At 65.5% G+C, this 26,460-nt stretch carries 19 protein-coding genes and 1 pseudogene; 14 read left to right on the forward strand and 6 right to left on the reverse strand.

Going from position 1 to position 26,460, the window contains the following annotated elements; all coding sequences use genetic code 11:
• Positions 1 to 1,631 precede the first annotated feature (1,631 nt).
• The 11 genes from IF46_RS0127280 to IF46_RS34045 all read left to right on the forward strand — a co-directional run bounded on the left by IF46_RS0127280 (position 1,632) and on the right by IF46_RS34045 (position 16,994).
• Positions 1,632 to 2,336 (forward strand): thioesterase II family protein, encoded by a 705-nt coding sequence (locus IF46_RS0127280; protein WP_051724215.1) that lies wholly within the window; start codon positions 1,632 to 1,634, stop codon positions 2,334 to 2,336.
• 251 nt (positions 2,337 to 2,587) lie between these two features.
• Positions 2,588 to 4,663, forward strand: coding sequence for a hypothetical protein (locus IF46_RS0127285; RefSeq protein WP_157563519.1), 2,076 nt, complete (start codon positions 2,588 to 2,590; stop codon positions 4,661 to 4,663).
• A 61-nt stretch (positions 4,664 to 4,724) separates the two neighbouring features.
• Positions 4,725 to 6,518, forward strand: coding sequence for a non-ribosomal peptide synthetase (locus tag IF46_RS32880; protein WP_084598079.1), 1,794 nt, complete (start codon positions 4,725 to 4,727; stop codon positions 6,516 to 6,518).
• Complete coding sequence (locus tag IF46_RS0127295; RefSeq protein ID WP_030491255.1) at positions 6,515 to 7,729, forward strand: cytochrome P450; 1,215 nt, start codon at positions 6,515 to 6,517, stop codon at positions 7,727 to 7,729. Before IF46_RS32880 ends, IF46_RS0127295 begins: the two co-directional genes overlap by 4 nt.
• On the forward strand, positions 7,726 to 10,821 hold the full coding sequence (locus IF46_RS0127300; protein ID WP_084598074.1) for a non-ribosomal peptide synthetase: 3,096 nt from the start codon (positions 7,726 to 7,728) through the stop codon (positions 10,819 to 10,821). The genes IF46_RS0127295 and IF46_RS0127300 overlap by 4 nt, the downstream gene beginning before the upstream one ends.
• A gap of 176 nt (positions 10,822 to 10,997) precedes the next feature.
• Entirely contained in the window at positions 10,998 to 12,050 is a 1,053-nt protein-coding gene (locus IF46_RS0127305) for a hypothetical protein (protein WP_157563523.1), read from the forward strand.
• 154 nt (positions 12,051 to 12,204) lie between these two features.
• Positions 12,205 to 13,413 (forward strand): ATP-grasp domain-containing protein, encoded by a 1,209-nt coding sequence (locus IF46_RS0127310; RefSeq protein ID WP_084598075.1) that lies wholly within the window; start codon positions 12,205 to 12,207, stop codon positions 13,411 to 13,413.
• Positions 13,414 to 13,535: 122 nt separating this feature from the next.
• A complete protein-coding gene (locus IF46_RS0127315; protein ID WP_030491259.1) occupies positions 13,536 to 14,066 on the forward strand; it encodes a dCTP deaminase in 531 nt (176 codons plus the stop codon).
• Positions 14,063 to 14,635: a dCTP deaminase gene (locus IF46_RS34040; RefSeq protein WP_198041549.1), complete on the forward strand. Its 573-nt coding sequence runs from the start codon at positions 14,063 to 14,065 to the stop codon at positions 14,633 to 14,635. The genes IF46_RS0127315 and IF46_RS34040 overlap by 4 nt, the downstream gene beginning before the upstream one ends.
• A gap of 37 nt (positions 14,636 to 14,672) precedes the next feature.
• Positions 14,673 to 15,695, forward strand: a complete 1,023-nt coding sequence (locus tag IF46_RS34555) for a hypothetical protein (RefSeq protein ID WP_157563527.1) — start codon at positions 14,673 to 14,675, stop codon at positions 15,693 to 15,695.
• A gap of 123 nt (positions 15,696 to 15,818) precedes the next feature.
• A complete protein-coding gene (locus IF46_RS34045) occupies positions 15,819 to 16,994 on the forward strand; it encodes an MFS transporter (RefSeq protein WP_269640140.1) in 1,176 nt (391 codons plus the stop codon).
• Between the two features lie 381 nt (positions 16,995 to 17,375).
• On the opposite strand, the gene IF46_RS0127320 is transcribed toward IF46_RS34045, so the two are convergent.
• Positions 17,376 to 18,101, reverse strand: coding sequence for a CDP-alcohol phosphatidyltransferase family protein (locus tag IF46_RS0127320; RefSeq protein ID WP_030491260.1), 726 nt, complete (start codon positions 18,099 to 18,101; stop codon positions 17,376 to 17,378).
• A 392-nt stretch (positions 18,102 to 18,493) separates the two neighbouring features.
• Here IF46_RS0127320 and IF46_RS35675 point away from each other — a divergent pair.
• Positions 18,494 to 18,722, forward strand: a pseudogene (locus IF46_RS35675) (transposase); the annotation flags it as partial.
• Between the two features lie 161 nt (positions 18,723 to 18,883).
• Here IF46_RS35675 and IF46_RS0127330 read toward each other — a convergent pair.
• The 4 genes from IF46_RS0127330 to IF46_RS0127350 form a co-directional block, all read right to left on the reverse strand.
• Positions 18,884 to 19,564, reverse strand: coding sequence for a TMEM175 family protein (locus IF46_RS0127330; RefSeq protein WP_051724217.1), 681 nt, complete (start codon positions 19,562 to 19,564; stop codon positions 18,884 to 18,886).
• Positions 19,565 to 19,704: 140 nt separating this feature from the next.
• Positions 19,705 to 20,880 (reverse strand): zinc-dependent alcohol dehydrogenase, encoded by a 1,176-nt coding sequence (locus tag IF46_RS0127335; RefSeq protein WP_030491262.1) that lies wholly within the window; start codon positions 20,878 to 20,880, stop codon positions 19,705 to 19,707.
• The gene (locus IF46_RS34055; protein ID WP_030491263.1) at positions 20,877 to 21,419 is read right to left on the reverse strand and encodes an SRPBCC family protein; all 543 of its coding nucleotides are present in this window, start codon (positions 21,417 to 21,419) and stop codon (positions 20,877 to 20,879) included. The genes IF46_RS0127335 and IF46_RS34055 overlap by 4 nt, the downstream gene beginning before the upstream one ends.
• A gap of 734 nt (positions 21,420 to 22,153) precedes the next feature.
• Positions 22,154 to 22,735, reverse strand: coding sequence for a type 1 glutamine amidotransferase domain-containing protein (locus IF46_RS0127350; RefSeq protein ID WP_030491265.1), 582 nt, complete (start codon positions 22,733 to 22,735; stop codon positions 22,154 to 22,156).
• Positions 22,736 to 22,960: 225 nt separating this feature from the next.
• Between IF46_RS0127350 and IF46_RS0127355 the strand changes: the two genes are divergently transcribed.
• On the forward strand, positions 22,961 to 23,803 hold the full coding sequence (locus tag IF46_RS0127355; RefSeq protein WP_030491266.1) for an aldo/keto reductase: 843 nt from the start codon (positions 22,961 to 22,963) through the stop codon (positions 23,801 to 23,803).
• A gap of 281 nt (positions 23,804 to 24,084) precedes the next feature.
• Here the strand turns inward: IF46_RS0127355 and IF46_RS0127360 are convergent, their stop codons facing one another.
• Positions 24,085 to 24,999 carry an AEC family transporter gene (locus IF46_RS0127360; RefSeq protein ID WP_030491267.1) on the reverse strand — a complete coding sequence of 305 codons (915 nt, stop codon included), beginning with the start codon at positions 24,997 to 24,999 and terminating at the stop codon, positions 24,085 to 24,087.
• A 930-nt stretch (positions 25,000 to 25,929) separates the two neighbouring features.
• Here IF46_RS0127360 and IF46_RS0127365 point away from each other — a divergent pair.
• The gene (locus tag IF46_RS0127365; RefSeq protein ID WP_030491268.1) at positions 25,930 to 26,358 is read left to right on the forward strand and encodes a hypothetical protein; all 429 of its coding nucleotides are present in this window, start codon (positions 25,930 to 25,932) and stop codon (positions 26,356 to 26,358) included.
• Positions 26,359 to 26,460: the final 102 nt, after the last annotated feature.

The raw sequence follows: 26,460 nt of genomic DNA on the forward strand, positions 1-26,460 counted from the left end.
ATGAGGCGTCCTCCACTACCGCTTCCGAGTCTCGCCGCCACTCGAAGTAGTGCAGCTGTCTATGGCCTGGCGACGCTCGATTCGCGTGGTCGAATCGCCGATCCGCCATGGAGGAACTCCAGTGGACCCCGGATTGCGACTGCGCTACGTGATGTTCATTGGCACACCTGCAACCAGGTGCGAGCAGCCAGTTAATCAACAAATTCACGAATCGACAAGCCCGCTTGTTGTGATCCAGGTCACTCTGGCAGAGGTGTCGATCCGTGTAACACTACTTGCCGTTCGGTACGCAACCGAGTCACACCGAACATGTTCGGGTAATGGCTACACCTCCACGGGGGAGGAACAAATTAAAACCGCTCGCCCATTCGTTTCATGTGCTCTTTTGAAGGCCGATTATCGCCAGCGCTGTTTTCCGCCGTTAAGCATGGCCGAGGCGCGGAAGGCGCAATGGTGACCCGCCCGATCCGTTCCCAGCAGAAATGTGTCTTGGTGCTGGGGCGGAGGTGGCCGGACGCACCGATCAACAACATCAACCACCGGACCTGGTCCACCGGGCTCTCGGGCGGCCCGGGGTGTCTCCGGCCGGCCGAGCGCTTCGGCCGGCGCCTGGATGCCCCGTGCGTGGCGGGATGGAATACCCCCTTTGGCCCCGATCGGGTCCCGGCGCCCGGGATGCGGCGGCGCCAAACGGCCGTCCAGACTCCTCAGCGGGTGGCCGCTGCAACAGGGTGGAAGGTTCCGATCACTCTTCGGCACCGGACCGGACGCTCGTTGTTTGCAGGGACCGTCGCCCGAGACCTGCCGATGCAGACGTCGACGGCACTGCGCAACCGGGACCGCCGGGCAAAGATGACAACTTCGGTCCTCGCTGCCCACCAGGCACGGTTGCGCCGCTTCAACGGGCAATCGGACGTCGTCGTAAATATGCCCATGGTTGCTCATGGCGTGGAAAGCCACGACGTCACCGAAATGCTCGGCGACCCACCGCCATCTTCAAGCCGATCGAATGGTGAAAATCTATTCTCGGCCCTCCTCGAAGCGGTTCCCAGTCCGCTTCGAGGCGGTGATGATCACCGCCACAGCCTATCCGCATGCGTACTGGACGCGGTTTTCCAAAGCAGTCATCGCAGCCGTATTCCCATGTTTCAAGCCGTCCTGGTCCTACCAGACTGCTTGTTTCTTTCGTTCACCAGACTCGCCGGATCCAGATGCAATGCCGCCGCACGGACGGCACCGCCGCTATCTATTTGGCTTTCGATAGATCGGTTGTCGGTCACCTCGACGCCGAGCTGGGCACGGCCGTCGCGAGACGATCACCGCCAGACCCGCTTGCGGGGCCCAGGACGGATGCCGACTCTCAGCGGTTCCTTTCGGCGTTGGGCGACCTGGCAGGCGGTGACCCCGCGACCTCCTGACAGGCCGACGCCCCTGCCGCGCAGCTCACCCGCACAGCCAACTTCTGCGGGAACTACTGCCGGGACGGTGACACCGTCGACCTTGACCAACGGCCGCCGGATCACCGCAGCCATGGTCGTGACGTTCGACGGCGAGATCGGTTCATGATCGCCAACCCCGTTGCAGATGGTGGGGGCAGGAGCATTGTTCGGGCGACCGGAGGAACCCACCTCGTGTGCATCCCGTACGCCGGTGGCAGCCTCCAGGCCTTCCGACGCTGGCCCACAGCGTTGGGTCAGCTTCACGTCCACATCGTCCAGCTACCGGGGCGGGGGCGCGGCGTCGGCCAGCACCTGCCGGACAGCATGGCCGAGGTGGCCGACCGGTTGGCCAGACAGATCCGGGAACTGCCTGACGGCGACGTGGCAATCTTCGGCCACAGCCTGGGCGCGCTGATTGGATTCGAGACGGCCCAGCGACTAGAGGCCGCCGGGCGTCCGGTTCGCCGGTTGTTCGCCTCCGCATCCCGCGCTCCGGACACTGCGGGACCCCGCTATCACCAGCTGCCCGACGGCGAGTTCCTGGAGCTTCTGAAGGGCTTCGGCGCCACACCGCCCCAGTTCCTCCGCGATCCCGAACTGGTCAGGTTGTACCTGCCCATCCTTCGTGCGGACTTTCGGCTGACGGAGACCTACCAGCCAGAGACAGATGCGGCTGTCGACTGCGCGATTGACGCGCTGTGGGGGACTTCGGACGGTCCGCGGCCGGACCTGGCCGCCGCCGGGTGGGCGCAGCGTACCCGCGGCGCCTTCGCGACGACGTCGTTCATCGGGGACCACTTCTTTCTCCATCAGGCGGAACCCGCGGTGCTCCAACACGTTGCCGCCGCCCTCAATATGACTCCCCTGCGCCGAGCGGCGGTCGGGCGTCATGGATGAAGGCGGATCTAGCTTGAGGCAGCAGCACCGGCTCGGCATCTCCCGTGACCGCAACCCACATCCCTCCCGGGGACAGGCCCGGCACCCTGTCTTGGCGCGCCCCGTGCATCGATGGACTTTGGGTACCCCCAGAGAAACCCCGCGGCCGAGTCAGCCATCCGAAGAGCGCGGCTGTCCGCCGGATCGCTGCGGCTTCTCCTCCCTGATCTAGGCCACCTGCCGCTTCCCATCAAGGCCGAAGGGCAAAGATCATGATCACTATTGATGCTACGGCGAGCCAGCCGACCCGGGTGGCAGTCGTCGTTGACGAGGCCGAATATGCGCGGCGGGCGGCCGACGTCGACGGATTGGCCGCACCGCTGCCGATCCTGCGCCGGTCGGACGGCACCACCGGCAGCCTGCTGTCCTATCCGACTGTGGTCGACCACGATCCGAGGCACTGGCGGGGGTCTGTCTGGTGCTGCGCCAGCGGGCTGAGCGCGGCGGCGCAGGTGCTCGCCCGCGCGACGGGACGACCCCTGCACCACGGTGACCTCGACGAGGCGGTCCGGGCCAGCCGGACCGCTCCAGTGACTGTCCTGGTGGAACCCGCCGCGCTGTCCCCCGAGCGGCTGGCTACCGTTCCCCACGACGCCCAACTGGGCGTGCTCGTCGGGCGTGACCTCGCTGCCACCACTCAGCTGGTCGCCAGGACGGTGCTGCACGGTCCGGCCGTCATGGCGGCCATGCACGACGTGTCGTTCGACACTTTCGCCGACCAGGACCCAGCGCCGGGCTGGCTGACTGGCGTCCGGTTGACACCCACCGGGCTGCGTTCGGCCCTCGGCGCCGGGGCGGCCGTGCTTGCCGGTCGCGGCCACGCCCGCGACTGCCTCATGCACCTCAACGGCGGTGGCATCTGCGGTCGACAGCAGGAACGGCCGCTGCTGGGTGTGCAGCCGTCGCTCGGCGCGAGCTGGACCGAGTATCCCACCGCCTGTCAGCAAGGCCCTCGATGCTGGCGGGGTGACGTCAAGATCGGTGACCACCTGCGCAGCGCGGAGATTCGGGCGGCGTTTGTCGTGCTGGACAGTTGCCGGACGGCCGTCGCAGGCGGCGCTCGGATTCGCACCGACGTCTCGATCCCGCTGAGCATGCTGGAGGGCAACGCCCTGGCGGTCAACTGCGCCGTGGGCACCCGCGGGGGGGCCGCCCACGCCGGCCCTCTGTTCCGTGCCCTGGTACGCAGGGGTGCGTCGCTCGGTCAGGCGCTCAGCGAGATGAACGGAGCGATCTTCGCCGATCCGGCGGCGGTAGGGAAGCTTGCCCTCTTCGGTGATGCTGGACTGGCCCCGGTGGCGGTTGACCTCCACCCCGCGGAGACGGTGACGCCAATCGACGGCGAGGGCGGCGTCGAAGTGCTGGCCAGCGACGCCGCCGTGCTGGTGCCCGGCACCGGCTTGCTGGCCCTGGACGCCGGAGGTCCGCTGGTCGTCCCACGAGCGACAGGCTCGTCAAGTTGGGTGCTGACGGCAGTTCTTGGTCGGTCCGGTGGCCGGATTGCGCAGGTGCCGGACCGGTTGGACGGACGCTGGAGCGGCCGACTCCGTCCTTGGCTGGACCGGCTGCGCGGTCTGGCCGGCCTTGGCCTCGACGTCAGCACGGCGGAACTCGACACCGCCCACCGGATGGCGTCCAGCGCGGTGCGGGCCCGGGCGGAGGCCGCAGACCTGACGGCGGCGCGAGACGCCGATGCCGCCTTCACGGAGGCGGAGCGGAAGCTGGCGGAGATTCAGTACCGGATGATCGACAAGGAGATCAGGTGGGCGAGCAGGACCTTCTACAGCTTCGTCGACGGCTGGCCCGAACCGTGGCAGTCGGAGACCGATGAGGAGACACACAAGTGTCCGCAGTGCGCTGGCCGCTCCACCATCCGACACCGGGTCCGGCCCGCCGGTGGCGCCGGGCCGGCGCTGCGATACGAAGTCTGCGTCCGCTGCGGCGAGGTGCTCTCCGGTCTGGAGGCGTTCCCGGCCGACGTCGGGATCCGCAGCCAGGGTGAGGCCCGCCGCGGTGATCCGATCACCGTGGACGTGACCATTCAGGCCCCACCAGACAGGCCACTCGACGTCGCCCTCGGCACGGCCTTTGCTCACGAGGATCGTCTCCACTGCCGGATCCTGGACAGCCGGTCCCTCACGCTGGGGCCCGGCGAACGGACGACCACCACCTTCGTCGGCACCAGTGACGCCGACCTGACCATTCCCGACGTGCAGCCTTTCAAGATCCTGCTGGCTGCCGACGGCGCGGTGCGCTGCCTGACCAGGACCGTGTGGATCCATGTCTGAGCCCGCGACCACGACCGACGCAGACCCGACAGCCAGCAGAGCCTTTGCGATGGAGAACCCGATGCCGAGCACCAACAGTCCGGACCAAGTCTCGACCCTGACGGGTCTGTTCGCCGCGAACGTCGTCAGACACCCACAGCGCCCGGCGGTGAGCGACGACGAGCAGACCCTCACCTACGCGGAGCTGAACGGACGCGCCGATCAGTTGGCCGCGCAACTGCGCGCACGCGGCGTCCGCGCGCAGGACCGGGTCGGTCTGTATCTCGACCGGTCCGTCGACGTCCTCGTCGCGATCCTCGGGATCCTGAAGGCCGGCGGTGCCTACGTTGCCGTGGACACCCGGTACCCGGACGCCCGCCGCGACCACATGCTGTCCAGCAGCGACCCCCGGCTCGTGGTCACCCGGCCCGAGTGGGAGGACCGCCTCGCCCATCTCGATCTGGACGTCGTCGGCTTCCGCAGCGCCGCGGCGGCCGACCCGGGACCCGAGGCGGAGCCGCGCGTCCGCGTGGAACCGGAGTGGGCGGCGAGCATCCTGTTCACCTCGGGCTCGTCCGGGCAGCCCAAGGGCATCGTCCTCGAACACCGCAACATCTGCTCGTTCGCCACGAATCCGTCGCTGCCCGCCCTGACCCCCGAGGACCGCACCGGACAGATCTCCAGCCTCTCCTTCGACGCGTTCCACTTCGAGATGTGGTCGACGCTCGCGCACGGTGCCGAGGTGGTCATCCTGCCCCCAGTCCCCGACCTTCTGGCGGCCGATTTTCGTCGGGAGATGAAGCGGCGGCGGATCACCGCGATGCTGGTGCCGACCATGGTGATCAACCAGGTCGTCCGCGAGGACCGGGACGCCTTCGCCTCCCTGCGCATCCTCCAGGCCGGCGGCGACGTGCTGCTGCCAGCCGCCTGCCGCGAACTGCTCGACGGTGACTTCCGTGGCGAGCTGTACAACCTCTACGGACCCGCCGAGATCACCACCGCGTGCACGTTGCAGCGGGTGACGAAGGCCGAGGCGGAACTCGACAGCGTCCCCATCGGACGTCCGCTGGCCGGGGTGACCGTGCACGTCCTGACCCCGGAGATGTGCCCAGCGGCCCCCGGTCAGATCGGCGAGATCCACGTCGGCGGACCGGGTGTGGCGCGGGGCTACCTCGGGCAACCCGAGCTGACCGCCGAGCGATTCGTGCCGAGCCCGTTCCCGGACGGTGCGACGCCGCTGTACCGCACTGGTGACCTGGCCCGGTGGAACCCGGACGGCGTTCTGGAATTCGTCGGCCGCGCGGACGACCAGCTCAAGATCCGCGGATACCGGGTGGAGCCGGGTGAGGTCGAGCGCGCGCTCACCCGACACCGGGACGTGCAGGAGGTCGCGGTGCTCGCCTCCGGGTCGGGGGACAACAAGCACCTGGTGGCGTTCGTCGTTCTCGGCGGCACCCTGACCGCGAAGCGGCTACGGGAGTACGCCGAGGCCGAGATGCCCGACTTCATGGTGCCCAGCCATCTCGTGCAGCTGTCGGAGATCCCCAGCAACGACCACGGCAAGCGCGACCCGGTTGCGCTGCAACGGCTGCTGGAGGAGCACCGCGGCCGGCAGGACCGCTACGTCGCCCCGACCACCGGGACCGAGAGCTACCTCGCCGCCCTGTGGGAGGAACTGCTCGGCATCGAGTCGGTCAGCGGCAACGATGACTTCTTCAGCCTGGGCGGCCACTCCCTGCTGGCCTTCCGGATGAACAGCCGGATCAAACGGGAGTTTGCGGTCCCGGTCGAGTACAGCGTGATCCTGCGCAACAGCGTCCTGGCCGACCTCGCGGCCCGGATCGACGAACTGAAGAAGGGCGGGGCGCTGCTGTGACGAACAATCCCGGAATCGACCTGACCGATGTCGAGCTCTTCGTCGACGGCAAGCACACGGAAGCCCTGGAGTGGCTCCGCGCGCACGCGCCGATCTACCGCAACGAGGGTGGCGACGGCAATACGTTCTGGGCGTTGACCCGGTACGACGACGTCCTGTGGGCGTATCGGGAACACGCCCTCTTCGGCTCCGCCCGCGGCGCCATCCTCGGCGGGTCGTTCCGCAGCGAGGACGACACCGCCGGTAACCGGATGCTCGTCGCCTCGGACCTGCCCCGGCACCGTCTGCTCAAGCAGCAGATCCACCCGGCTCTCGCCGCCTCGGTAGTGGCTCGGGTGACCGAGCAGGTTCGCGTCCTGATCGACGCCGCCGTCGAGCGGATGGTGGCGCAGGGCGGCGCCGACGTGGCCACCGAGATCGCCACCGAGCTGCCGGCGGGCGCGTTGATGGTCGTCATGGGCATCGACCATGCGGAGGCGCACCACCTCATCGGGCTGACCCGCCGCATGGTCGGCTTCCGGGATGAGACGTTCGTGGACACCGGCGGAGACCAGAAGCTGCGGTTGGCCTGGTTGCAGGCTGAAATCTTCGAGTTCTTCGCCGAGTTGTTGGCGCAGCGCCGGACCCGTACGGGCGACGACCTGCTCTCCGTGCTCAGCCGGGCGCGGCTCAACGGCCGCCCACTGTCTGAGGAGGACATCTTTTACAACTGCATGAACGTGGCTGTGGGCGGCAACGAGACCTCCTCCTACACCGCCTGTCTGGGACTGGAGGCGCTGATCGCCCATCCCGAGCAGTACGAGCGGCTCCGGCAGTCACCCGATCTGTTGCCGAGCGCGGTGGAGGAGATGCTCCGGTGGGGCTCGGTCAACGCCTATGTGCAGCGGGTCGTGAAGCAGGACGTCGAACGGGACGGCGTCCTGTTGCGCGCGGGTGAGTCGGTGACCCTGTGGAACGTCTCGGCCAACCGGGACGAGACCCAGTTCCCCGATGCCCACCTCTTCGACGTCGGCCGCAGCCCGAACCGTCATCTGTCCTACGGCGCCGGGATCCACCGCTGCATCGGCGCCCCGGTCGCCCAGACAGAGCTGCTGCTCCTCTTCGAGCGGCTGATCCCGATCAGCGGGCGCTTCGCACTCGCGGGTGAGGTCCGCCGCCTGCGTTCCAATTTCATCCTCGGCACCACGTCGCTGCCGGTGGAGATTCGGTGAGGGACGCCGTGCCGCTGCTCGTCGGGGCCCCCAGTGACGCCTACGAGCACGGCGACCGCATCGAGCGCGTCATCGCTCACCACGCCGCGCTGCGGCCCGACGCCGTCGCACTGGAGCAGGGTGACGAACGACTGAGCTACGCGCAACTGGTCGCGGCCGCTGATGCCGTCGCGGCACGGCTGGCGAAGGAAGGAATCGGGCCGGGCGACGTCGTGCCCGTGTGCCTGGGCCGCTCGACCGACCTCGTGGTGGCGCTTCTCGGGGTCTTGACCGCCGGTGCCGCCTACATCGCCATGGATCCGGCCTGGCCGTCCGCGCGCCGCGCCGACGTGCTCCGGGACTGTGGCGCGCGTCTCCAGATCGGGACCGACCGGTCCGGCTCCGACCTGTCACTCCTCGATCCGTCCGACATGCCGGCCGGGCCTGATCGGCCAGCCCTGCCCATGGACCTCGATGGCCGAGCGCCAGCCTGTGTCTTCTACACCTCGGGCTCGACCGGGCGCCCAAAGGGGGTGCTCTCCCCCCACCGGGGGACGATCCGCACGCTGGTTGGGTGTCCCACGGTTCCGCTCGACCGGGAGACCGTCTTTCTCCAGGCTGCGCCGCTGGCCTGGGACGCGGCGTCAATGGAACTGTGGGGGCCGTTGCTCAACGGCGGCCGCTGCGTGCTGCTCGACCGACGTAGCGACGTGCTGGACGCCGACGCCTTGCGGAAGGCCCTCAGGCGAGGCCTGAACACCCTGTGGCTGACCAGTTCGCTGTTCAATCTCTTCGCGGAGGAGGCACCCGACCTCCTCGGGCGGTTGCGGCTGCTGCTGGTGGGCGGGGAACGGGTCTCGCCACGGCACGTACGAACGATCCTCGATCGTTTTCCGGCGGTGCAGGTGGTCAACGGCTACGGCCCTGCCGAGTGCACCATCTTCGCGACCACCCATGTCATCCGGCCCGCCGACGTCTCCAGCCCCGGCGCGGACGTCCCCATCGGACGGCCGATTCCGTACACCGGCGTGGCGCTGGTCGACGCGGAGGGACGCCGCGTGGGCCGCGACGAGCCCGGCGAGGTGGCCCTCTCCGGCGACGGACTCGCGACCGGCTACCTCGCGGCACCCGACGAGACCGCCCGCCGCTTCTTCGACCTGGACGGAGTCCGGCACTACCGGACCGGGGACGTCGCGAGCCTCGACGCCGAGGGGAATCTGCGCTACCGGGGCCGGGCCGATCGGCAGTTCAAGATCAATGGAGTACGGATCGAGCCGGGCGAGGTCGAGGCGGTTCTGGAATCGCATCCACGCGTGGCTGCCTGCTGCGTGGTCCGGCTGGAGCCCACCGCAGGCCAGCCCCAGGTGGGATTCCTCTACGTGAGCACCGACGGTGCGACGATCGACGCAGGAGAGCTGCGCGCCGTCGCGGCACCCCACCTGCTCAACGCCATGATCCCGACCGTGCTGCACCAGGTCGACCGGCTTCCCCTTGGCGCCACCGGCAAGTCCGATCCGGATGCCGCCGCGCTACTGCTGGCGGACCACCTCGCCGCGGTCCGTACGGCGTCCCCGTCAGCGCCGGCGGTGGCGTCCGGCGACATCTTCCTCGACCAGGTGCGTGAGCTGCTGGACCTGCCCCAGCTGGAAGCCGAGGACAACATCTTCGCGGCGGGTGCCACGTCGCTGGACGCGGTCCGGCTCGCCGCCCGCACGGAGGCCTGGCTGGGCGCCCTCACGACCGTGGCCGACATCTACCGGCTGGGCAGCCTTGCCGAGATCCGGGCCGCCGCCGAAACGGCCCCGCCGTCCGGCGGGTTCGGCGGGACCGGAGGTGACATCGGCCCCGCGCCCTTGTCGCATGCTCAGACGCGGTTCTGGATGGCTGAGCAGATGTCGCCGGCCAGCGCGGACAACATGGTCGTGCTCGCCTACCTGCTCACTGGGAAGATCGACGAAGGGCTGCTGGAGTCGGCGCTGCGGGAGATGGTCTCCAGGCACCACGCGCTGCGCACCGTCTACCACTGGGCGAGCGAGGCGCCCGAGCAGCACGTCCTGCCGGACGGGGCCCTCCGCCTACAGCTGGAGCGGGTGATGTTGCCGCCCGGGTCGGGGGAACTGGGGGTGGCCGCGGCGGCTCGCCTGGCCACCGATAACTGGTGGCAACGGCCGTTCGACCTCGAAAAGGAGCTCCCGATTCGTGCCCGGGTTGCCGATTTGGGGGAGGGCCGGTGGTTGCTGTGCCTGCAGGTTCACCATGTCTGCTTCGACGGGTGGTCGGAGAACCGGCTGATCGATCATCTGGCCGACGTCTACACGGCGTATCTACTGGGCCAGGTCCCCAACGTCACGGCGTGGCCCTCCTACGCGGAGTACAGCCGCTGGGAACGGACCTCGCTTGAGCTGTGGTTGCGTGCGGAGCTGCCGTTCTGGCGTCGAACCTTGGCCAAGGTGCCGGAGCCAGTGCTGCCTCCCCCCGCGAGCATTCAGGAGGCGCCTCGACGGGAGTTGACCGCGAAGGTACCGGCCGAGGCTGTCAGACGGCTGCACCAGGCGGCCGGACGCCATGGTGGCCCCGGAGTGGCGACTTTGCTGGCGGCCGTCGGGCAGGCAGTGGCCCGCCGGTTCGACGTCCCCGACGTCTGCCTGGGGACGGTGACGGCGGGCCGGCCGGACGCTGCGCTCGAGCCGTTGGTGGGGTACTTCGTCAACCCGCTGGTGGTGCCGCTTCCGTCGGCCCGGGACGACGCGCCGGAGTCACTACTCAAGCGATCCGCGAAGCAGGTCGTGGCAGGACTCGCGCACGCTCGAACGCCATTCGACGAACTCGTCCGGGCACTCGGCCCTCCCCGTGACCGGCATCCCTGGTTCCAGATCTGGGTCGTTCTCCAACAGCAGCCGCCCAGCCGTCAACTCGGGCCGGACCTGAGCTTGCAAGCGGTGCGGATTCCACCGCCGGCGACAGCCCTGGAGTTGATGTTCGAAGCGGTGCCGCAGCCCGACGGAGGGTGGGAGCTGATTTTGCTGCATCGTGAGGATGGTGTTGACCCTCGTACAGCCGCGCAGTTGTTGAATGACACCGTGGCCACTCTGAACATTTTGGCCGGGCGGTGAACCTGTCGACTTCAACGAGCGGTGCGCGGCAGAGTGGGTCGCTCCGAATGGCGGGCGATCTGGCGCGTGGTTTGGTGCGCCAACGCTCAGCTAACACAAATTGCCCGATCGGGCCAGGGCCACCTTTTCACTGAATTCGGGGCGAGCTGCGGCGTCTACGAGCTCCAGTCAACGAAATGGCGGGCCTCGACGCACAGGCAGCATTCGTCGATCACAAAGGGTTCACCGGAAATCTCAGCTGGTGTTTCGCCAGCACCAAGGAATGCCAAGGGAAAGGGGTCAGCGCCGTGCAGAAGACGATGAGTAACTCGGACCTCATTTTTGGACCGAGCAGTCTTACGCCGCGAGATATTCTAGAAATGATCGAGTCGTCGGATATGGAAAGCCGATGTCGGAGGCTTGGAACGTTTCGGCTCTATCCGGTGATTGGCGACGAGTACTGCAGCATGGCGAGGCGTTTCGTCGCCCAGCGCGCCGAGCTGTTGACGCGATTCCTCTCAGGTGAAGCCGTTGAACGGGAACTGATCCAACAGCTTATCGGAGACAATCTCGACCAGCCGTCGCAGGTATCAACCAAGGCCTTCTTCGAGAAAACCGATGCCCGCGACCAGGCTCGCACCGCGACGATATTGGGGCACCTTTCGACCTTGCCTGCTCGGGACTCGATCAATATCCTCGGATACGGAGCCGACTCGTGTACGGATGAACGCAGGGTGGCCGAGCATCTCCTCGAATTGGGAATCTGCAAAAAAGCGACCATCTTTCGTTACAACCCGTTTAGCAGGATCCAAAATTCTGACGTCACTGATCTCCGACTGAACGAGTTGGAAGAGGCTGACGGTCCAGCATTCGACGTAATTTTGGCCTTTTGGACGCTGCATCACGTGTTTCCCGAATTACGGTGGTCCGAGTTTGGCGCTGGACTGAAGCGTATCGCCCCCATGGGATCGGTGGTGATTTTGGAAGAGGGCGATGTCGAGTCCCCCTCGTCGGCCTCGCCGGCCGCGCGCGCATTCTACTTCATGATGCTCTGCAAGGACATCATCGTCAATCGCGCCCTTCGGCCAGAGTGGTTCTCCGCGCCAGAGAGCTTCTATGCGAGGTACTTGAGCAATCTGGATATGCAGACGATTGAGGGGTATCTTCCTCGACCCGCCCGTCGTCATCGGCCCTCCGAAGATCGTCAGGGCGTTGTTGACGAGACCCTGCTGTTCTACGACGTCCCGTAGCCGCAGCGCTGTGCGCTTGAGTCGTCCAGCTCAAATCACGCGACGCTTCAGCTTAGGCTCCCCTGTTGGTCGAGTTCGATCTCAATGCAAGTCCGCGTGACGATGCCGAATCTCTATAAAGCAAATACCGTCAAAGCACTGATCGGAGTGGGTCATGAGTAACGATGCGCTGGTTCTTTCTGTCCGACAAGTGGGCGGTGTGAGAGACGTTGCCGCGGCCCTTCGGATGCTGTCATTGCAATCAGTTCTCGTGTCCGCTCTGCCGGATGATCGTAATCGGAACCTTTGCAATGCCCATGTCGTAACCGATTGGGAGGCCGATCTGCCGACCGTCACGCGGTCGATCGCGCAGAAGGGCGTGAAGCCGATAGCGGTCATCAACTTCGTTGAGCCCCTGATCCCCTGGCAGTGCGACCTGCTGGAGCACTACGGGCTTCCTGGTTCGACGAGGGGACTTCGGGTCCTGGCGAGCAAGCTCGAGACACGTCGGGCCCTGCTCGATGTAGGCGTGACTTCGATTGCATTTGGCGGCGGCCGGCTCGGCGATCTTACATCGGCGGACGTTGCAAAGTACCCCGTGATCGTGAAGCCGTCGAGAGACTCGGGAGGATCTCGCTCCGTGATGCGGGCTGATAGTCCCGCGCAGTTCGAGGCTTGCCTCGCGACCCTGCTCACCCAGCTCGCAGCGGACACCGAGATCGTCGTCGAAGAGTTCATCGACGGGATCGAATCATCCATGGATGGCCCGGTGCTGGATGGAGCGTTCCATCCGCTGTTGCACGTGGAGAAGATCGATCACGATGATATCCGGCATCACGACGCTGGCTTGCTCGTATCGCCGCCGGTCTCGACGTTGGTCCAGGGCGCGGCAGCCACAATCGCCAAGATGATCGACCGCCTCAGCGAGAGCCTCGCTCTCGACGGTTTGTGGCTACATGTCGAGGCGCGTACTCGAGCCGACGGTTCCACGGAGATCCTGGAGATCAATCCGCGGCCGGGCGGTCGCTTGTACCGCCAAGCCGTGATGCACGCGACCAACATCGATCCAGTTGATCTAGCGGTGCGGATGGCGGTCGCAGGTCAGGACCGGCAATTTCACCCTGCAGAACATCCGGGGAAGTTGGTGGGGATGGTTGTTTTCGAGGCAGCAGCCATCGGCAAGGTGAGCTTCGAGGCAACTGCCGAAGACCTCAAGGCGCTCTCAGGGGTTCTCGACGCTTACGTCCTCGACGGTATTTCAATCACTTCGTTGAGCGTCGAGAACAACGTTGCGGAGGCTCTAATCGAAGGCGCGGATCTAGAGGAACTGCGGACCGTTGAACGAGCGGTCCGAAGGGTGCTGCGGCACAGCATCTCTAGCTGAAGAGCCGTAACCCCACACGGCCCGCAGCGCCAGAAGAGCGAAGGATGCGCGACCATCTGAGTTGCGTAGCTCGCTATCACAGCCTCGTCCACGTCAGAGATCCCGCCGAAAGGGCATAAGGCATGATTCTAACCGGAACGGAAATAGGTTCGCAGTGGGAATCCGGAGCAATTCGGATCAGCGACTTCGACCCTAGTCGCATCACCACGAATTCATACGACCTGCTTCTCGGCAGAAGGATCATTCGTTACACGGGTGAGATTCTCGATCCACGAGTCAACAATGAATATGAAATGGTCGAGATTCCTGATGATGGCCTGACGCTCCAGAGTGGAGATTTCGTCCTCGGGGAAACGCACGAGATGATTGGCAGTGACCACAACGTTCCACTCATCCACGCCAAGTCTGGGACCGCACGACTCGGTCTATTCGTGCACGTGACGGCCGACCTGATTGATATTGGCAGTTATGGGCGATCTACGCTGCAGCTGTTTGCCACGCTTCCGGTGCGGATCTATCACCTCATGCCAATCGCGCAGGTGACCTTCTGGAAGCCGGTCGGTGAAATCACGCTGTATTCGGGGAAGTATGCGGGCAGCACTGGACCGATGCCGTCGTTGTCGTACCGGGACAGCGCAGGTGCGGCAGCGTGATCCTAACTGGTAACGAGATCGTCCGCCAAAGACGTTTATGCAACATCACGCTGGACCCCTTCATGCCTGCCCAGGTCAATCCTAACAGTTACAACTATCGACTAGGGCCTGTCATCAAGCCTTTTCAGGGGGTGGATGATGTCGGCCTGCCAGTCTTCTCGGAGGTGGAGATCCCGAGCGACGGCTACGTTCTCCAACCAGGGCGTATGTACCTGGGTAACACAATGGAGGTAATCGGGAGTAGCGAATATGCAATGTCCCTCATCGGGCGCAGCTCTATTGGCCGGCTTGGTCTGTTTCTCCAAGTCTCCGCGAACCTGGGACACACGACGTCCTGCCACCAGTGGACGTTGGAATTGGTCTGCGTAAAGCCGTTCCGCGTATATCCGGCGATGACGATCGGGCAGGTTTCCTTCTGGACGAACTTTGGTTCTGTCGATCCGTATAAGGGGCACTACGGGCGGCAGAATGAACCCACTGAGTCGGTGTTGCTGACTCGACGTGAAGAGCGTGGCCCATCGCGAAAGATACCGACGAAGACGGGGTCCACTGATGCGCGCTCTAGTTGAGTCGCAGTCTTCGGAATTCGAAAACACGGATTCCGTCATGCTTACCATCCGTGACGCCTCGGAACGCTGGAAAGAGCTTTGCCATGATTTTCTGACCCACTTCCGGCCGACAGGTTATCGTGAGTTGCAGGAGATCCCGGTTACTCAACAAGTCGATCCCAGTGTCGACTTTATCGGATCCAACACTAATCTCATAAAAGTGGATCTGCTTGCAGGTCGACTCCCTGCCGAAGGCGTACTTATAAACCAGGCTTGTCTGCGTACTCAGAACCTCAAAACACTAAATCTGGACTCAGAGGTTCCCTACCGGGCCTCGGCGTTTCGCATGATCGGCGCGACTGTCTGGCCAGAAATGACACCGCTACTCGCCCATGACTGCGCGACGTGGTTCCGATCATTTGACCGAGGTCATGCGCAGCGACTGGTCGTTTGGCTGTCGAGTGCGGATAAAGATCTCGTGGATTTGGTTGAAACCTACTTCGCCGATTCCGAGATCCTGTATGACACCCAGCCGCCTGCTCGATATCGGCATGTGTACGGTGTCCCAGGGCTCACCGGCCGAAATTTCAATTTTGGCACCCGGAATGAATTGGGATTCGCTGACATTGCGGGAAACCTGGTCATCATGGAGAAAGACGGTGTCCCGATTGCCTCGGAGTTGGGAATCAGTGTCCCTATGGTTCTCGCCCTACGTCATAACGTCGGGCATCCGATCCTAGCCTCACCGGTAGCCGAGAACCTGGTCTTCCGGAACGCGATTGACATCAAACTCGCCGACTGTCTGGCGATCTCACAACTCTTGCTCGCTGCAGGAATGCGTCCTCGAAAGAAGGGACGTAAACGTACCCTGCGTACGGCATTGCAGAGTGCTGCGATCCTGATTGGCGAAAGTTCGAACGATCTTGCAGCGGTCGAATCGACAATAGGTCACCTCTATGCGTCCCAGGGCGTAGACCCGGAAGACGTGCCGCAGCGGGTTGCCCGTTACATTGAGTTGAGTGACCCCCGCAATGGTCAGACGAATTCTCGGACGAGTGTGGATCTTCAGAGCGTCCTGTAGAGATATTTGCGACATGAATGCCCCGCGCAGCACCGAGAATAGGAACCAGGGTTGAGCCAAGAACTTCGAGATGCGGTTACTGATTCACAAGCCTCTGTTCGGAGGTCGCTTCCTGCGGGCCTTGTGCCAATCCTGGTCGGCAGGCTCATCACAGCGGCAGGGACAGGGGTGGTAGGCCCCTACTTGGTCATCTATCTCCGCGACGTCCAAGGGTTCGCCATGGTGACAGCCACGGCTGCAGCGTCCATCACCTCAGTCGCCGCTGTCATCGGCGGCATGTTGGGTGGGTGGCTCCTGGACAAGTTTTCGTGGCGCTTGGTTACGGTGGCCGTATTTCTGCTCGCGGCGCTTGGTAGTGGTTCATACGCGTTCGCAGATAAATTCTCCATCGTCTTCTTGGCTTCTGTACTTTTTGGCCTGGGCGTTGGAGCGGGAGGTGGGCTATGGCCCACGCTGATCGCTCGGACCGTGTCGGGGACGCTGCGTTCGAAGGCTTTCGGGTGGGATTACATTGTATTCAACGCGGGCCTCGGATGCGGCGGTCTCATTGGTGGCGCCATAGTCGCGCAAGGAGGTCATGGACACTTCTCCGCTCTGTTCATTATTGACGCGGCTTCTTTTCTGGTCTGCGGAACGATTTTGCTGTTGTTCCTTGCCCCTACGCTTAATCAGGACACCGTCGCGCTCGGTAGTGAAAGCGGGGCACCGAAGGCAGCTTCCGTGTTTACCGATAAGCGTCTACTCGTAGTTCTTGTTTTGGTCTCTGCGTTGGGCATGGTGGGCTATGGGCAGTTCGAAAGTGTGATGCCTCCCTTCATTACTGGATATTCGGTAGTGCCCACTGCCGGAGTTTCCCTCATTTATGCAGCCAACACCATCGCCGTCGTGGCTTGCGGCGCTCTGCTCGCCAAGATGTTCGGAAAGCCCGGCTATCGCCTTGGATTTGTCTTCACGGCCTTCTGCTGGTGTTTAAGTTGGCTTTTGATTGGTGTGCTTCCGATGTTGACGCAAGTATCGGTTGGTCTAGTGCTCGCTGTCCTTGCGGGCTTGGGTTTCGCGGCGGGTGAACTCTTTCTCGCCCGAGCCATGCCGGGAGCCGTTAATTCTCTGGCCACACCTGCTAATCGCGGCAGGTATAACGGTGCGGCAAGCGTGGCGCTGAACATTGGCCGAATCGTCGGGCCGATATCAGCCGGAAGTGTGGTGACGGCTGGGGGGGCACTGGGTCTCTTCCCAGGCCTTGCAGCAGCTGCGATGCTAATAGCTCTGGCATCAAGCAGGTTCTTTCCTAGGCTTTGACCTAACGTGGACGGCCCAGTTGAACGGCCTGCTGGGCCGGGTGCACCGCCCCAAGCACCGCTTACCGCGATGCTCACCGAGGCCGAACTGCGGATACTGGGCAGTTGCGCGGGACGGCCGGCTGGGCAGGGCCGCCCCGGAGAGAGGCAGTTCGTCAAACTCAGTGAGAGCTGCGCCCGTTCTTCCTCAACGCCTTTGTCCTCGCCGTGACGCTCCCGCCAGAGCACACCCTGCACTGGTCGATCTGGCGACGAACATCCCAAGCCCGAGCCCGCCGAGCCCAATACCAGCGCAGACAAGCCATGTGACGGTGGAGTATTAGGCCCGGTTCGGCCCGGCAAGGCCGGCGCGGCAGGCCACGGCGGCCGGGTTGTGGTGAGGTCAGAGCAGCGAGGCGCGGGCGGAAAAGGCGATGCTGACGAGAAGGAAGCCGCCGTTGATAGCGGTGAACGTAACGATCACCCAGAGGATGAGTGCGGGGGAGAAGGTTAGTACCACCGCGGTCACAAAGATCACGGCGCCATAGTCGCGGACTAGCTTCGCCAACCGGACAGGCAGTGAGGTCGAGGTGACCATGCTTGCCGCGTTCGGCCCGGCCTGCATCACCGCGGTGACCAGGTTGACCATCCATGTGCCGGCAAAGACCGCGATCAGCCAGGCCGGCGTCGCCGGTCGTTGCGCCACTGCGGTCGCGCATAGCGCGGCGACCAAGGCGATCTGCGCGGCCACATCGCACAGCACGTCCACTCGTCCTCCGGCGGCGGTGCGCTGGTCCGTCACCCGGGCCAACTGCCCATCTGCACAGTCCAAAGAGTACGCGACCTGCCAGCCGATCAGTGCGACCAGCCCGACCACCCAGGCCGGCACCTGCCCGGCAGCGACCTTACCAGCGAGCGCCACCGCGGTGACCGAGGTGGCCAGCCCAAGTATCAGGTTGGTGAGGCTCAGCGCGGTTGGGCGCAGCCCGAGCCGGTGCGCAGCGACCGCGAATGCGGCACCTAGCCACTGGCTAATCAACTCGCTGAACAGGCCGCCCCCTCGGTTTGCCCTGTGAAAGTCGACTACTGTGGGGCGGAACGGCTCAGCCGAGGTGATCGCGGATTGCATTGGCGTAGTGTGCCAGGCGTTCAAGTGCCTCTGTAGTCGACCGTGCCAGGTGACCCAGAAGAGGGTCTGCTGCACCGACAGGTGAAGTCCCTCTGGGCGAGGTTCCACCCCGGGACCGGACACCGGGGTTTATGCCGCGAGGGTGTGGGCTTGACGGTAGCAGGCGCGCGCTTCGTGGGGCGTGCGGCGGTTGAGTGTCGAGTGTAGACGCTGGTGTTTGTAGTAGGTGAGGTAGGCGAAGATGTCTCGGCGGGCCTGCTCTCGGGTGATGTTGGACATCGAAAAACCCAAAGTAACTCTTCGGGTGTGCATAACGGGATTCGGCGCGAACCCCCTGATCGGCAACCCCACCGCTGCCGACAAGTTCGCCTGGGCGGTCAGAAATGGATTGACGTGCTGCGCCTGGTGGCGACGCGGCCACGGTCACCGCCGAGCAGCTGCGCGACATTGTGGGGCGGCTGATCGCGGCCGGGCAGTGGCAGCCCGGTGACCTGGAGATCCTGGTCGTGGCCGACGCCGGCTACGACGCGCCGGCTCGCGTTTCTCCTGCGTGATCTGCCCGTGCAGGTCCTCGCGCGGATGCGCTCCGACCGGGTACTACGCCGGGTAATGCCACCTCGGTGTGGCCTAGGTGCCGATCCGGCGGGGCTGAGCTGTCCCGACCCTGGCCCGGTCAACTGCGGAAACTTGAACTCGCTGTAGTTCACCTCGGATCCCCCCCCTCGAACCGGATTGCGGCGGGTACCCGCTACCGCCCGGTTGAATCGGCGGTTCGCCCGCTCTCAGCGTGGTGGGGGAGGGCGGTGGGTGATACGTCGGGTCACCCGCGAGTGGTACAGGCCGGCGCTGGTGATGGCGTAGAAGACCGGAAGGAGGAGGAAGATGACCAGGCCGATCAAGGGCGCCACCAGGTAGCCGACCAGCCCCGCGAGGAGGTACAGGACGACCCCGGCGAGGGCCCGGAACCGCTCGACGTGAAAGAAGCCACCCTTAGCCTGGTCCTTCAGCAGGTCGGGTTTGCGGGCCAGGTAGTGGTAGAACGCCAGCCACGTCGCGCACAGCAACGCGCCGATCAGCGCGTAGAAGGCGATGGCCACACGCTGGTCCACGTTGTTGTGCTCCTGGAGTGCGTGCGACACGACGACCGTCGGAAACGGCAGCAGCGCCGTGCTGAACAGTACGAGGAGGTTCATCCAGTGCAGGCCGCGATCGACCTGCTGAATGCGGTTGAATGCCGCCTTGTGGTTGAGCCAGACGACGGCCACATACGAGTAGGACGCGAGATAGGCGACGTACGACGGCCACTGCTCCAGCAAGCCGGACAGGAGGCGGCCCGGCGGGACGTCCGGCACCCGGAGGTCCAGGACCAGCAGCGTGATGATGATGGCGAAGATCGCGTCGCTGAACGCGACGGCACGGCTGGTGTCCGATCGGTTGCCTAGGTCCGTGTCTGGCCCACTCACCAAGTGCGCCTACCCAGGGTCGTCCGCGGCAAACAGCTGGGCAGCTCGGTTCGCGAATGCATGGCGCCTGCAGATCGATGCCTCCCGACACGCCGCATCCGGCTACCGGGCGCGCCGTGGTAGCCGGATGCGGTTGGCAGTCAGGGTTTGAGGACGACCTTCTCGCAGTGGTCCTGCTTGTTCTTGAAGATCTCGAAGCCGCGTTCTGCCTGGTCGAGCGGCAGGGTGTGGGTGATGACCCGGGTTGGATCGATCTCCCCGCGTTCGATGCGCTGCAGCAGCGGATTCATGTAGCGCTGCACGTGGCATTGACCGGTACGCAGGGTCAGCGCTCGGTTCATCCACGCCCCGGCCGGAAACTTGTCGAGGAAGCCCCCGTACACGCCGATCACCGACACGATGCCGCCGCTGCGGCACGACAGGATCGCCTGCCGCAGCGCGTGCGGGCGCTCGGTCTCCGAGCGGACTGCCTGCTTGACCCGGTCGTAGGCGTGAATGTGCGCGCTGCCGTGGCTGGCTTCCATGCCGACCGCGTCGATGCACTTGTCTGGTCCCCGCCCACCGGTCAGTTCCAGCAGCCGGGATCGCACGTCCACCTCCTCGAAGTTCACCGGTGTGTGGCCCGCCCGTTCGGCCATCTGTAGCCGGTAGGGCTCCTTGTCGATGGCGATGACCTTCGCGGCGCCGAGCACGCGAGCGCTGTCCATCGCGAACTGGCCGACCGGGCCAGCGCCCCACACCGCCACCACGTCGGTGGACTGGATGTCGCACATCTCGGCGCCCATGTAACCGGTGGGCAGGATGTCGGAGAGGAACAACACCTGCTCGTCGGTCAGGTCGGACTCGATCTTTAGCGGGCCGACGTCGGCGAACGGCACCCGAGCGTACTGCGCCTGACCACCGGCGAAGCCGCCGGTGAGATGCGAATAGCCGAAGATTCCGGCGACCGGGTGACCGAACATCTTCTCGGCGATCCCGGCGTTGGGGTTGGAGTTCTCGCAGCAGGAGTACAGCTCGGCGGCGCAGGCGCCACACGCGCCGCAGGCGATGGGGAACGGCACGACGACGCGATCACCCACGCGCAGCCGACCCGGATCTACGCCCTGGCCGACCTCGATCACCTCGCCCATGAACTCGTGGCCCATGATGTCGCCGTCCTGCATGGTGGGCACGTACCCATCGAGCAGGTGTAGGTCCGAGCCGCAGATCGCCGTGGAGGTGATCCGTACGATGGCGTCGCGGTCGTTGAGGATCTTCGGATCTGGTACGTCGCGGACCTCGACCTTGTTGCGGCCGGCCCAGGTGTTCGCCCTCACGCGTCCGCCCCCTTAGCGAGCTCGGAGTCCGACAGCGGTTGCGCCGGACGCTGCGGGAACTCCTTGCGGGCCCGCTTGCCCCACGGGGCACCGTCGGATCGGACCACCTGGCCGGTCTCCATCACCTGCTTGAGTCGGCGCAGGTCGTCGTCGAGCTGCTGGTGCGGTTCCTCGCCGAAGTACCTGGCCACGGCCTTGCCGATCGCACCGCCCGGGATGTCGTACGACAGAACGACGTGCACCTCGGTGCTCACCCCGTCCGGGGCGGGCACAAACCGGACCGTACCGGCGTTCGGCACATCCGCTTTCCCGGTCGACCGCCACGCGATCGTCTCGCCGGGTGCCTCGTCGACGATTTCCGCGTCCCACTCGACATTCTTGCCGAACGGAGCGGTGGCGGACCAGTGGCTCGTGCGATCACCGGTGGTGCGGATCTCCTCAAGGTGGGCCATGAACGTCGGGAGGTTGCCCAGGTCGCGCCAGAACGCGTAGACCTTGGGTGGGGGTTTGCGGATGGTTGTCGTGGCCGTCAGCTCCATAGATCCTCCTTCGCGTAAGCCTCGTACCGCCCTGATCCCTTTTCGCCCGGGCGGCCTGCACGGCGGTCAGCAGGTCCACCACCGTGATCCCGACGACGGCACCAGTGACACCGACGAGACGACGCGGCTCGTCAAGAGCCCGGCCGCGTGTACCAACTCCTGCACCCCGACCAGGGGCACCACCGTCCGTGACGTCGGGGAGTCGTCCACTCCGCTGATCCGGCGCATCGGGTCCGGTGCCGCCAGCTGTGCCACGCCAGACCGAGACTCACCCAGCCGAGCCCCCGCCGCTGAATCTCGTCCTGCCTGGCCTTTACTGCCTCTCGGGTTGCTAGTTGAGTCCTCCGTATCCGGTCGCACCGGCCGCGTATTCCGGTTCGCGACGGTCCGGGCGCGACCCGTAAATGCCCGGATACCCCTTGGAAACCACCTCAACCCGCCCATCGGCCGCAGTATGGAGGCGATCCCTGTCCCGCTGCGCAGCACGGCGTCGCGGCCGATCACCAGCACCGGTACGGCCAGCCAAGCGACCAGGTCGTCGGTCACAGACCTGCCGTGCGCCCGTACCGCGTACGCCAGCCGCCGGAGGCCGACCGGCTGCTGGACACCGGCCAACCGTCGCTTTGGACGGGTCTACCAGCCGTTGCTCGGCGGGAGCGGAGGCATTTCGGGCGGGGGATAACCGCCACCACGGCTCAGGGCCGGCCTGATGCTCCCGGCCCTGAGCCCCGTTGTTAGGCCGTCGCCATCTGGCGGACGTCTTCGCCCTGGGCGAACTCCTCGACCATCTTTGCGCAGAAGGCCGGAAGGTCGCTGGGGTTGCGGCTGGTGACGAGGCCGTTGTCGACCTGCACCTGTTGGTCGACCCAGTTCCCGCCAGCGTTGCGGATGTCTGTGCGCAGGCTGGGGAATGAGGTGAGAGTCCGGCCGTTGACCATGCCGGTCTCGACCAACGACCAGGGGCCGTGGCAGATCGCCGCCACCGGCTTCTGTTGCTGAAAGAACGCCCGGACGAAGTCCATCGCCTGCGGGTTCATCCGGAGCCGGTCGGGGTTGACCGTCCCACCCGGCAGCAACAGGGCGTCGTAGTCGGCCGCATTGGCCTCGTTCACAGTCCGATCCACCCGATAGTGGTTGGCCGGGTTGATGTCTTGGTTCATCGATTGGATCTCGCCGGATTGCAACGAGATCAGGTGGACCTCGGCTCCCGCCTGCTCTGCGGCGGCTCGGGACTGCGTGTATTCCACGTCCTCCACCCCGTCGGCGGCAAGGCAAGCGACTCGCTTGCCGGTCAGTGGCTGCTGGCTCTGCGCCATTTCGGCGGCCTCCCCCTCGTGGCGCCGCTCCGTCAGCGGCGTGTTGCTGGCTCGTTCCCAGCGCCAGCACGGGCAAACGGCCGGCGAAGCCCGCCTGACAATGGATAATTCGGGCCACCTGCTCGCCGCACAGCCGGCGCCTGTGGGAAGAGGCGTGTCATGGGCGTGTGCTGCCTGCCGCAGCGGGTAAGGCAGACAACCCACTCGTACCCGGGAAAGGCTGACATGACCCTCTCCAGCGATGCGATCGAGCTGCCGTCCGGCCAGGCCATGCCCGTGCTCGGCCAGGGAACCTGGTACCTCGGGGAACGTCCTGCAAGTCGGCAGGCCGAACTGACCGCCTTGCGTACCGGTCTCGACCTGGGCATGACCATGATCGACACTGCGGAGATGTACGGTGACGGCGCTTCCGAGGAACTCGTCGGCGAGGCGATTGTCGGACGCCGTGCCGATGTCTTTCTCGTAGACAAGGTGCTGCCATCCAACGCCAGCCGACAGGGAACCGTGCAGGCCTGTCGCCGCAGCCTGCAACGACTCGGCGTCGACCACATCGACCTCTACCTGCTGCACTGGCGCGGCACGCATCCACTCACGGAGACGATCGAGGCGTTCGCCGAACTCGTCGACGCCGGCGACATCGGACAGTGGGGCGTGAGCAACTTTGATCTTTCGGACATGACGGACCTCCTTGAGGCGGGCGGAAACGCCTGCGCGACGAATCAGATCTTGTACAACCTCACCCGTCGCGGTCCGGAGTACGACCTGCTGCCGTGGCTACGCGAGCACCGCATTCCGGTGATGGCGTACTCGCCGATCGAGCAGGGGCGGCTGCTCGGCCACCACCAGGTCGCGGAGGTCGCCGCCCGGAACGAGGCCACGCCCGCTCAGGTCGCGCTGGCCTGGCTGCTGCGGCAGGAGCTGGTCGCGGCCATCCCCCGATCGTCGAACCCCGAACACACCCGGGAGAACGCCGAAGCGCGCGACGTGCAGCTGACCGAGGAGGACGCGGCGGCACTCGACACGGCGTTCCCGCCGCCGGCCGGCCCGCAACCGCTGGAGATGTTGTAGGGCCAGCGGCCATTCCGGCGGGACCAGGCGAGATCGCGGTCTTGCTGCTGGCGCCATGTCATCGGGGGTACCGGAAGTCCCAGGTGGACACGCCGACGACCGGCATCACGGGCATGGTCTGGTCCCACATCACCCTGACCAAGGAGCACTCGCTGTGTGCCAGAAATATGCTTCGGGGGATGCGCTGGAGGCGCTGTTCGAGGATGAGATTCCCGGTTCGAACCGCTCAACGCCATGGTCAGCGTGACTCACCATGATGCTGGACGAGTCAGCTGACGGACCTACCCGAGCAGCGCCGCCGCCGCGGCCAGGGTGGCCAGCGACAGCGTCGTGGTCACCACTACCGCCCGGTTGGCCACCGCCTCGCCGACGCCGTACTCCTGGCCGAAGATGAACGTGTTCTGCGCTGTCGGTAGGCCCGCGCACACCACCACGGCGAGCAACTGCGGCGCGGATAGGTGCAAGGCCAGCCCGGCCGCGTACGCGATGACCGGCTGTGCGACGAGCTTCAGCGCGCTGATCACGGCCAGCTCGGCCGGCTCGGCCCGCGAGGGCACCGTGTGGTGCAGCGACGCGCCGAGCGCGACCAGGGCGGCCGGAACCGCGGCGCCCGACAGCAGGGTGAGCGACGCGCCAGCCGCCGACGGCAGACGCAGGCCAGCAGCCGAGCACGCGACACCGAGCAACGACGCCAGGATCACAGGGTTGCGTACCGGCAGGGAGGCGATACGGCGGACCCGTACCCGCCCGGCCGGGTCGCTGTGCCGGTCCAGGGCAACCATGATCACGGGCGTCACCACCAGCACCTGCAGCAGCACCACCTCTGCCAGGAACGACACGTTGCCGAGAACCTGCGTTGCGATCGGGATGCCGAGGTTCGCAGAATTTACGTACCCGGCGGCCATGCCCCAGATCGGTCGTTCGTCGGGCTGGCGACCGAACAGCCAGCTCGCGCCGACCCACCCGAACCCGACGACCGCGGCCGTGCTCACCCCAAAGGCGAGCAGCGAGCGGCCGGCGAACCCGGAGAGCGGCACTCGGGACAGGGCTAGGAACAGGGCGGACGGCATCGCAAGATGGAACACGAATCGGCCGAGCACCGACGACGCCGCCTCGTCCAGCAGGCCCCAACGACAGGCCGCGTAGCCGACCGCGGTAAGGATCCAGATCGGTGCGAACGCCGACACCAAGCTCATGCGGGCGTCACCGGGGGCGGGCGTCGCGCCGGCTCAGGGACTGGCGGGCGTCCGGGGCGTACGAGTCGAGGAACCCGGCCAGACTCCACCCGGGCGAGGACGTCATCGACCTGCGCGGGGTGAGCCTGGTTGCCTAACACTCCACCGCGCTTTCGCCGGTCTTCAGATACACCGACGCGTCCAAGCTGCGTACCAAGCCGCCGGGCAGCCGGGGTTGTCCCCGTGTATGTCGACCCGGAAGCCACACGTTCAGCCTCGCATCCCGCCCGGACCGCGCAAACATCCCGCTCATCCGCAACTTCACGGGGGTCATCCCCACGGCGCACATCTGCCGCTGACAAGGCGCCGCGGTCGTGAGCGTGCACCCGACCGACCGATGCGGCTGCGGGAGCCGGCGCTGGCGCCAACCAGAGCACTGGGCCGGCAGTTCACGATCGGTCGGCGGCCCGGTGCGAGCCCGGTTCAGGGGAAGCAGGTCGGGAGCAGTGGGGTGCCCTGAACGGCCTTGAAACTGCGTCCAACGGCATCGAACAGGGCTCAACTGCACCCACCCCTGCCTGCGGATCTGCGTTTTCGCAGGTCAGAGTCGGTGCGGCGTCCTGTTTCACCGCGGGGTGCTCTGCGGTTTCGGGCAGCAGTCAACCATCTCTATGTCCCCTGGCAGGGGAGTGCGCGCAGGTCACGGCGGCGAGGACCTGTCGGGTGGCATGGCCTTGCAACTGGGAGCAGATTGGGTACAGGTTGGCGAAGTGGTCAGCGCATCCGAAATGCTCACCGATGTTGGACAGGTCGGCGGGCGTCGACCTGTGGTGATGCGGATCCGTCGGCTGACCCATTGTGGGCTCTCGGCTGTATGTCGGCACAGGTTCGTGGTCGCCCAGCAGGTGGTAACTTACCGACCCCTTTTGTTGACGAGAAGCGAGATGTTGCGTGATCGACTCCCAAGCCGACACAGGTTCCTCTGCCGGCTCGAGGCTTCAGCGCCGCTGGATTGGCCTGGCTGCGGTGTTCCTTGTTCTGCTCGTTCTAGTAGGTGGCGCGGCGGTCTACTGGGAGCTGAATGGCCGTGGGAATGAGGACCCCGGGGTGACGGGGTGCCGATCGGCTGGCGTGCTGGTTCGGGCCGAGCAAGGACAGGTCGCGTCCGCCGATGAGGTGCAGCGGGTGGGTGAGTTGTTCGAACGTTCTGCTCACGATGACCTGAAGTCTGCGGGCGTGTTCGCGGCGGGGATGGTGCAGCGTGTGCAGGACCCTCGCAACATCGGGCCGGGAGCTGAGCTTCGCCGTGCCGAGTTGGGTCGAGCTATTCCCCGGATGATCGCTGCCTGTGAGAACCACCAGGTCACTGTCAGGGCCTAGGGCCTAGTAGTGCTTTGTTAGGTTCTGTGGCGTTTGTTGCGGTGTAACGGTTTCACGGGTTGGTGGCAGGTGATGCAGGCGCCGGTCCAGGTCGCGAGGAGT

Source organism: Micromonospora chokoriensis (assembly GCF_000718555.1).
Classification (GTDB): domain Bacteria; phylum Actinomycetota; class Actinomycetes; order Mycobacteriales; family Micromonosporaceae; genus Micromonospora; species Micromonospora chokoriensis_B.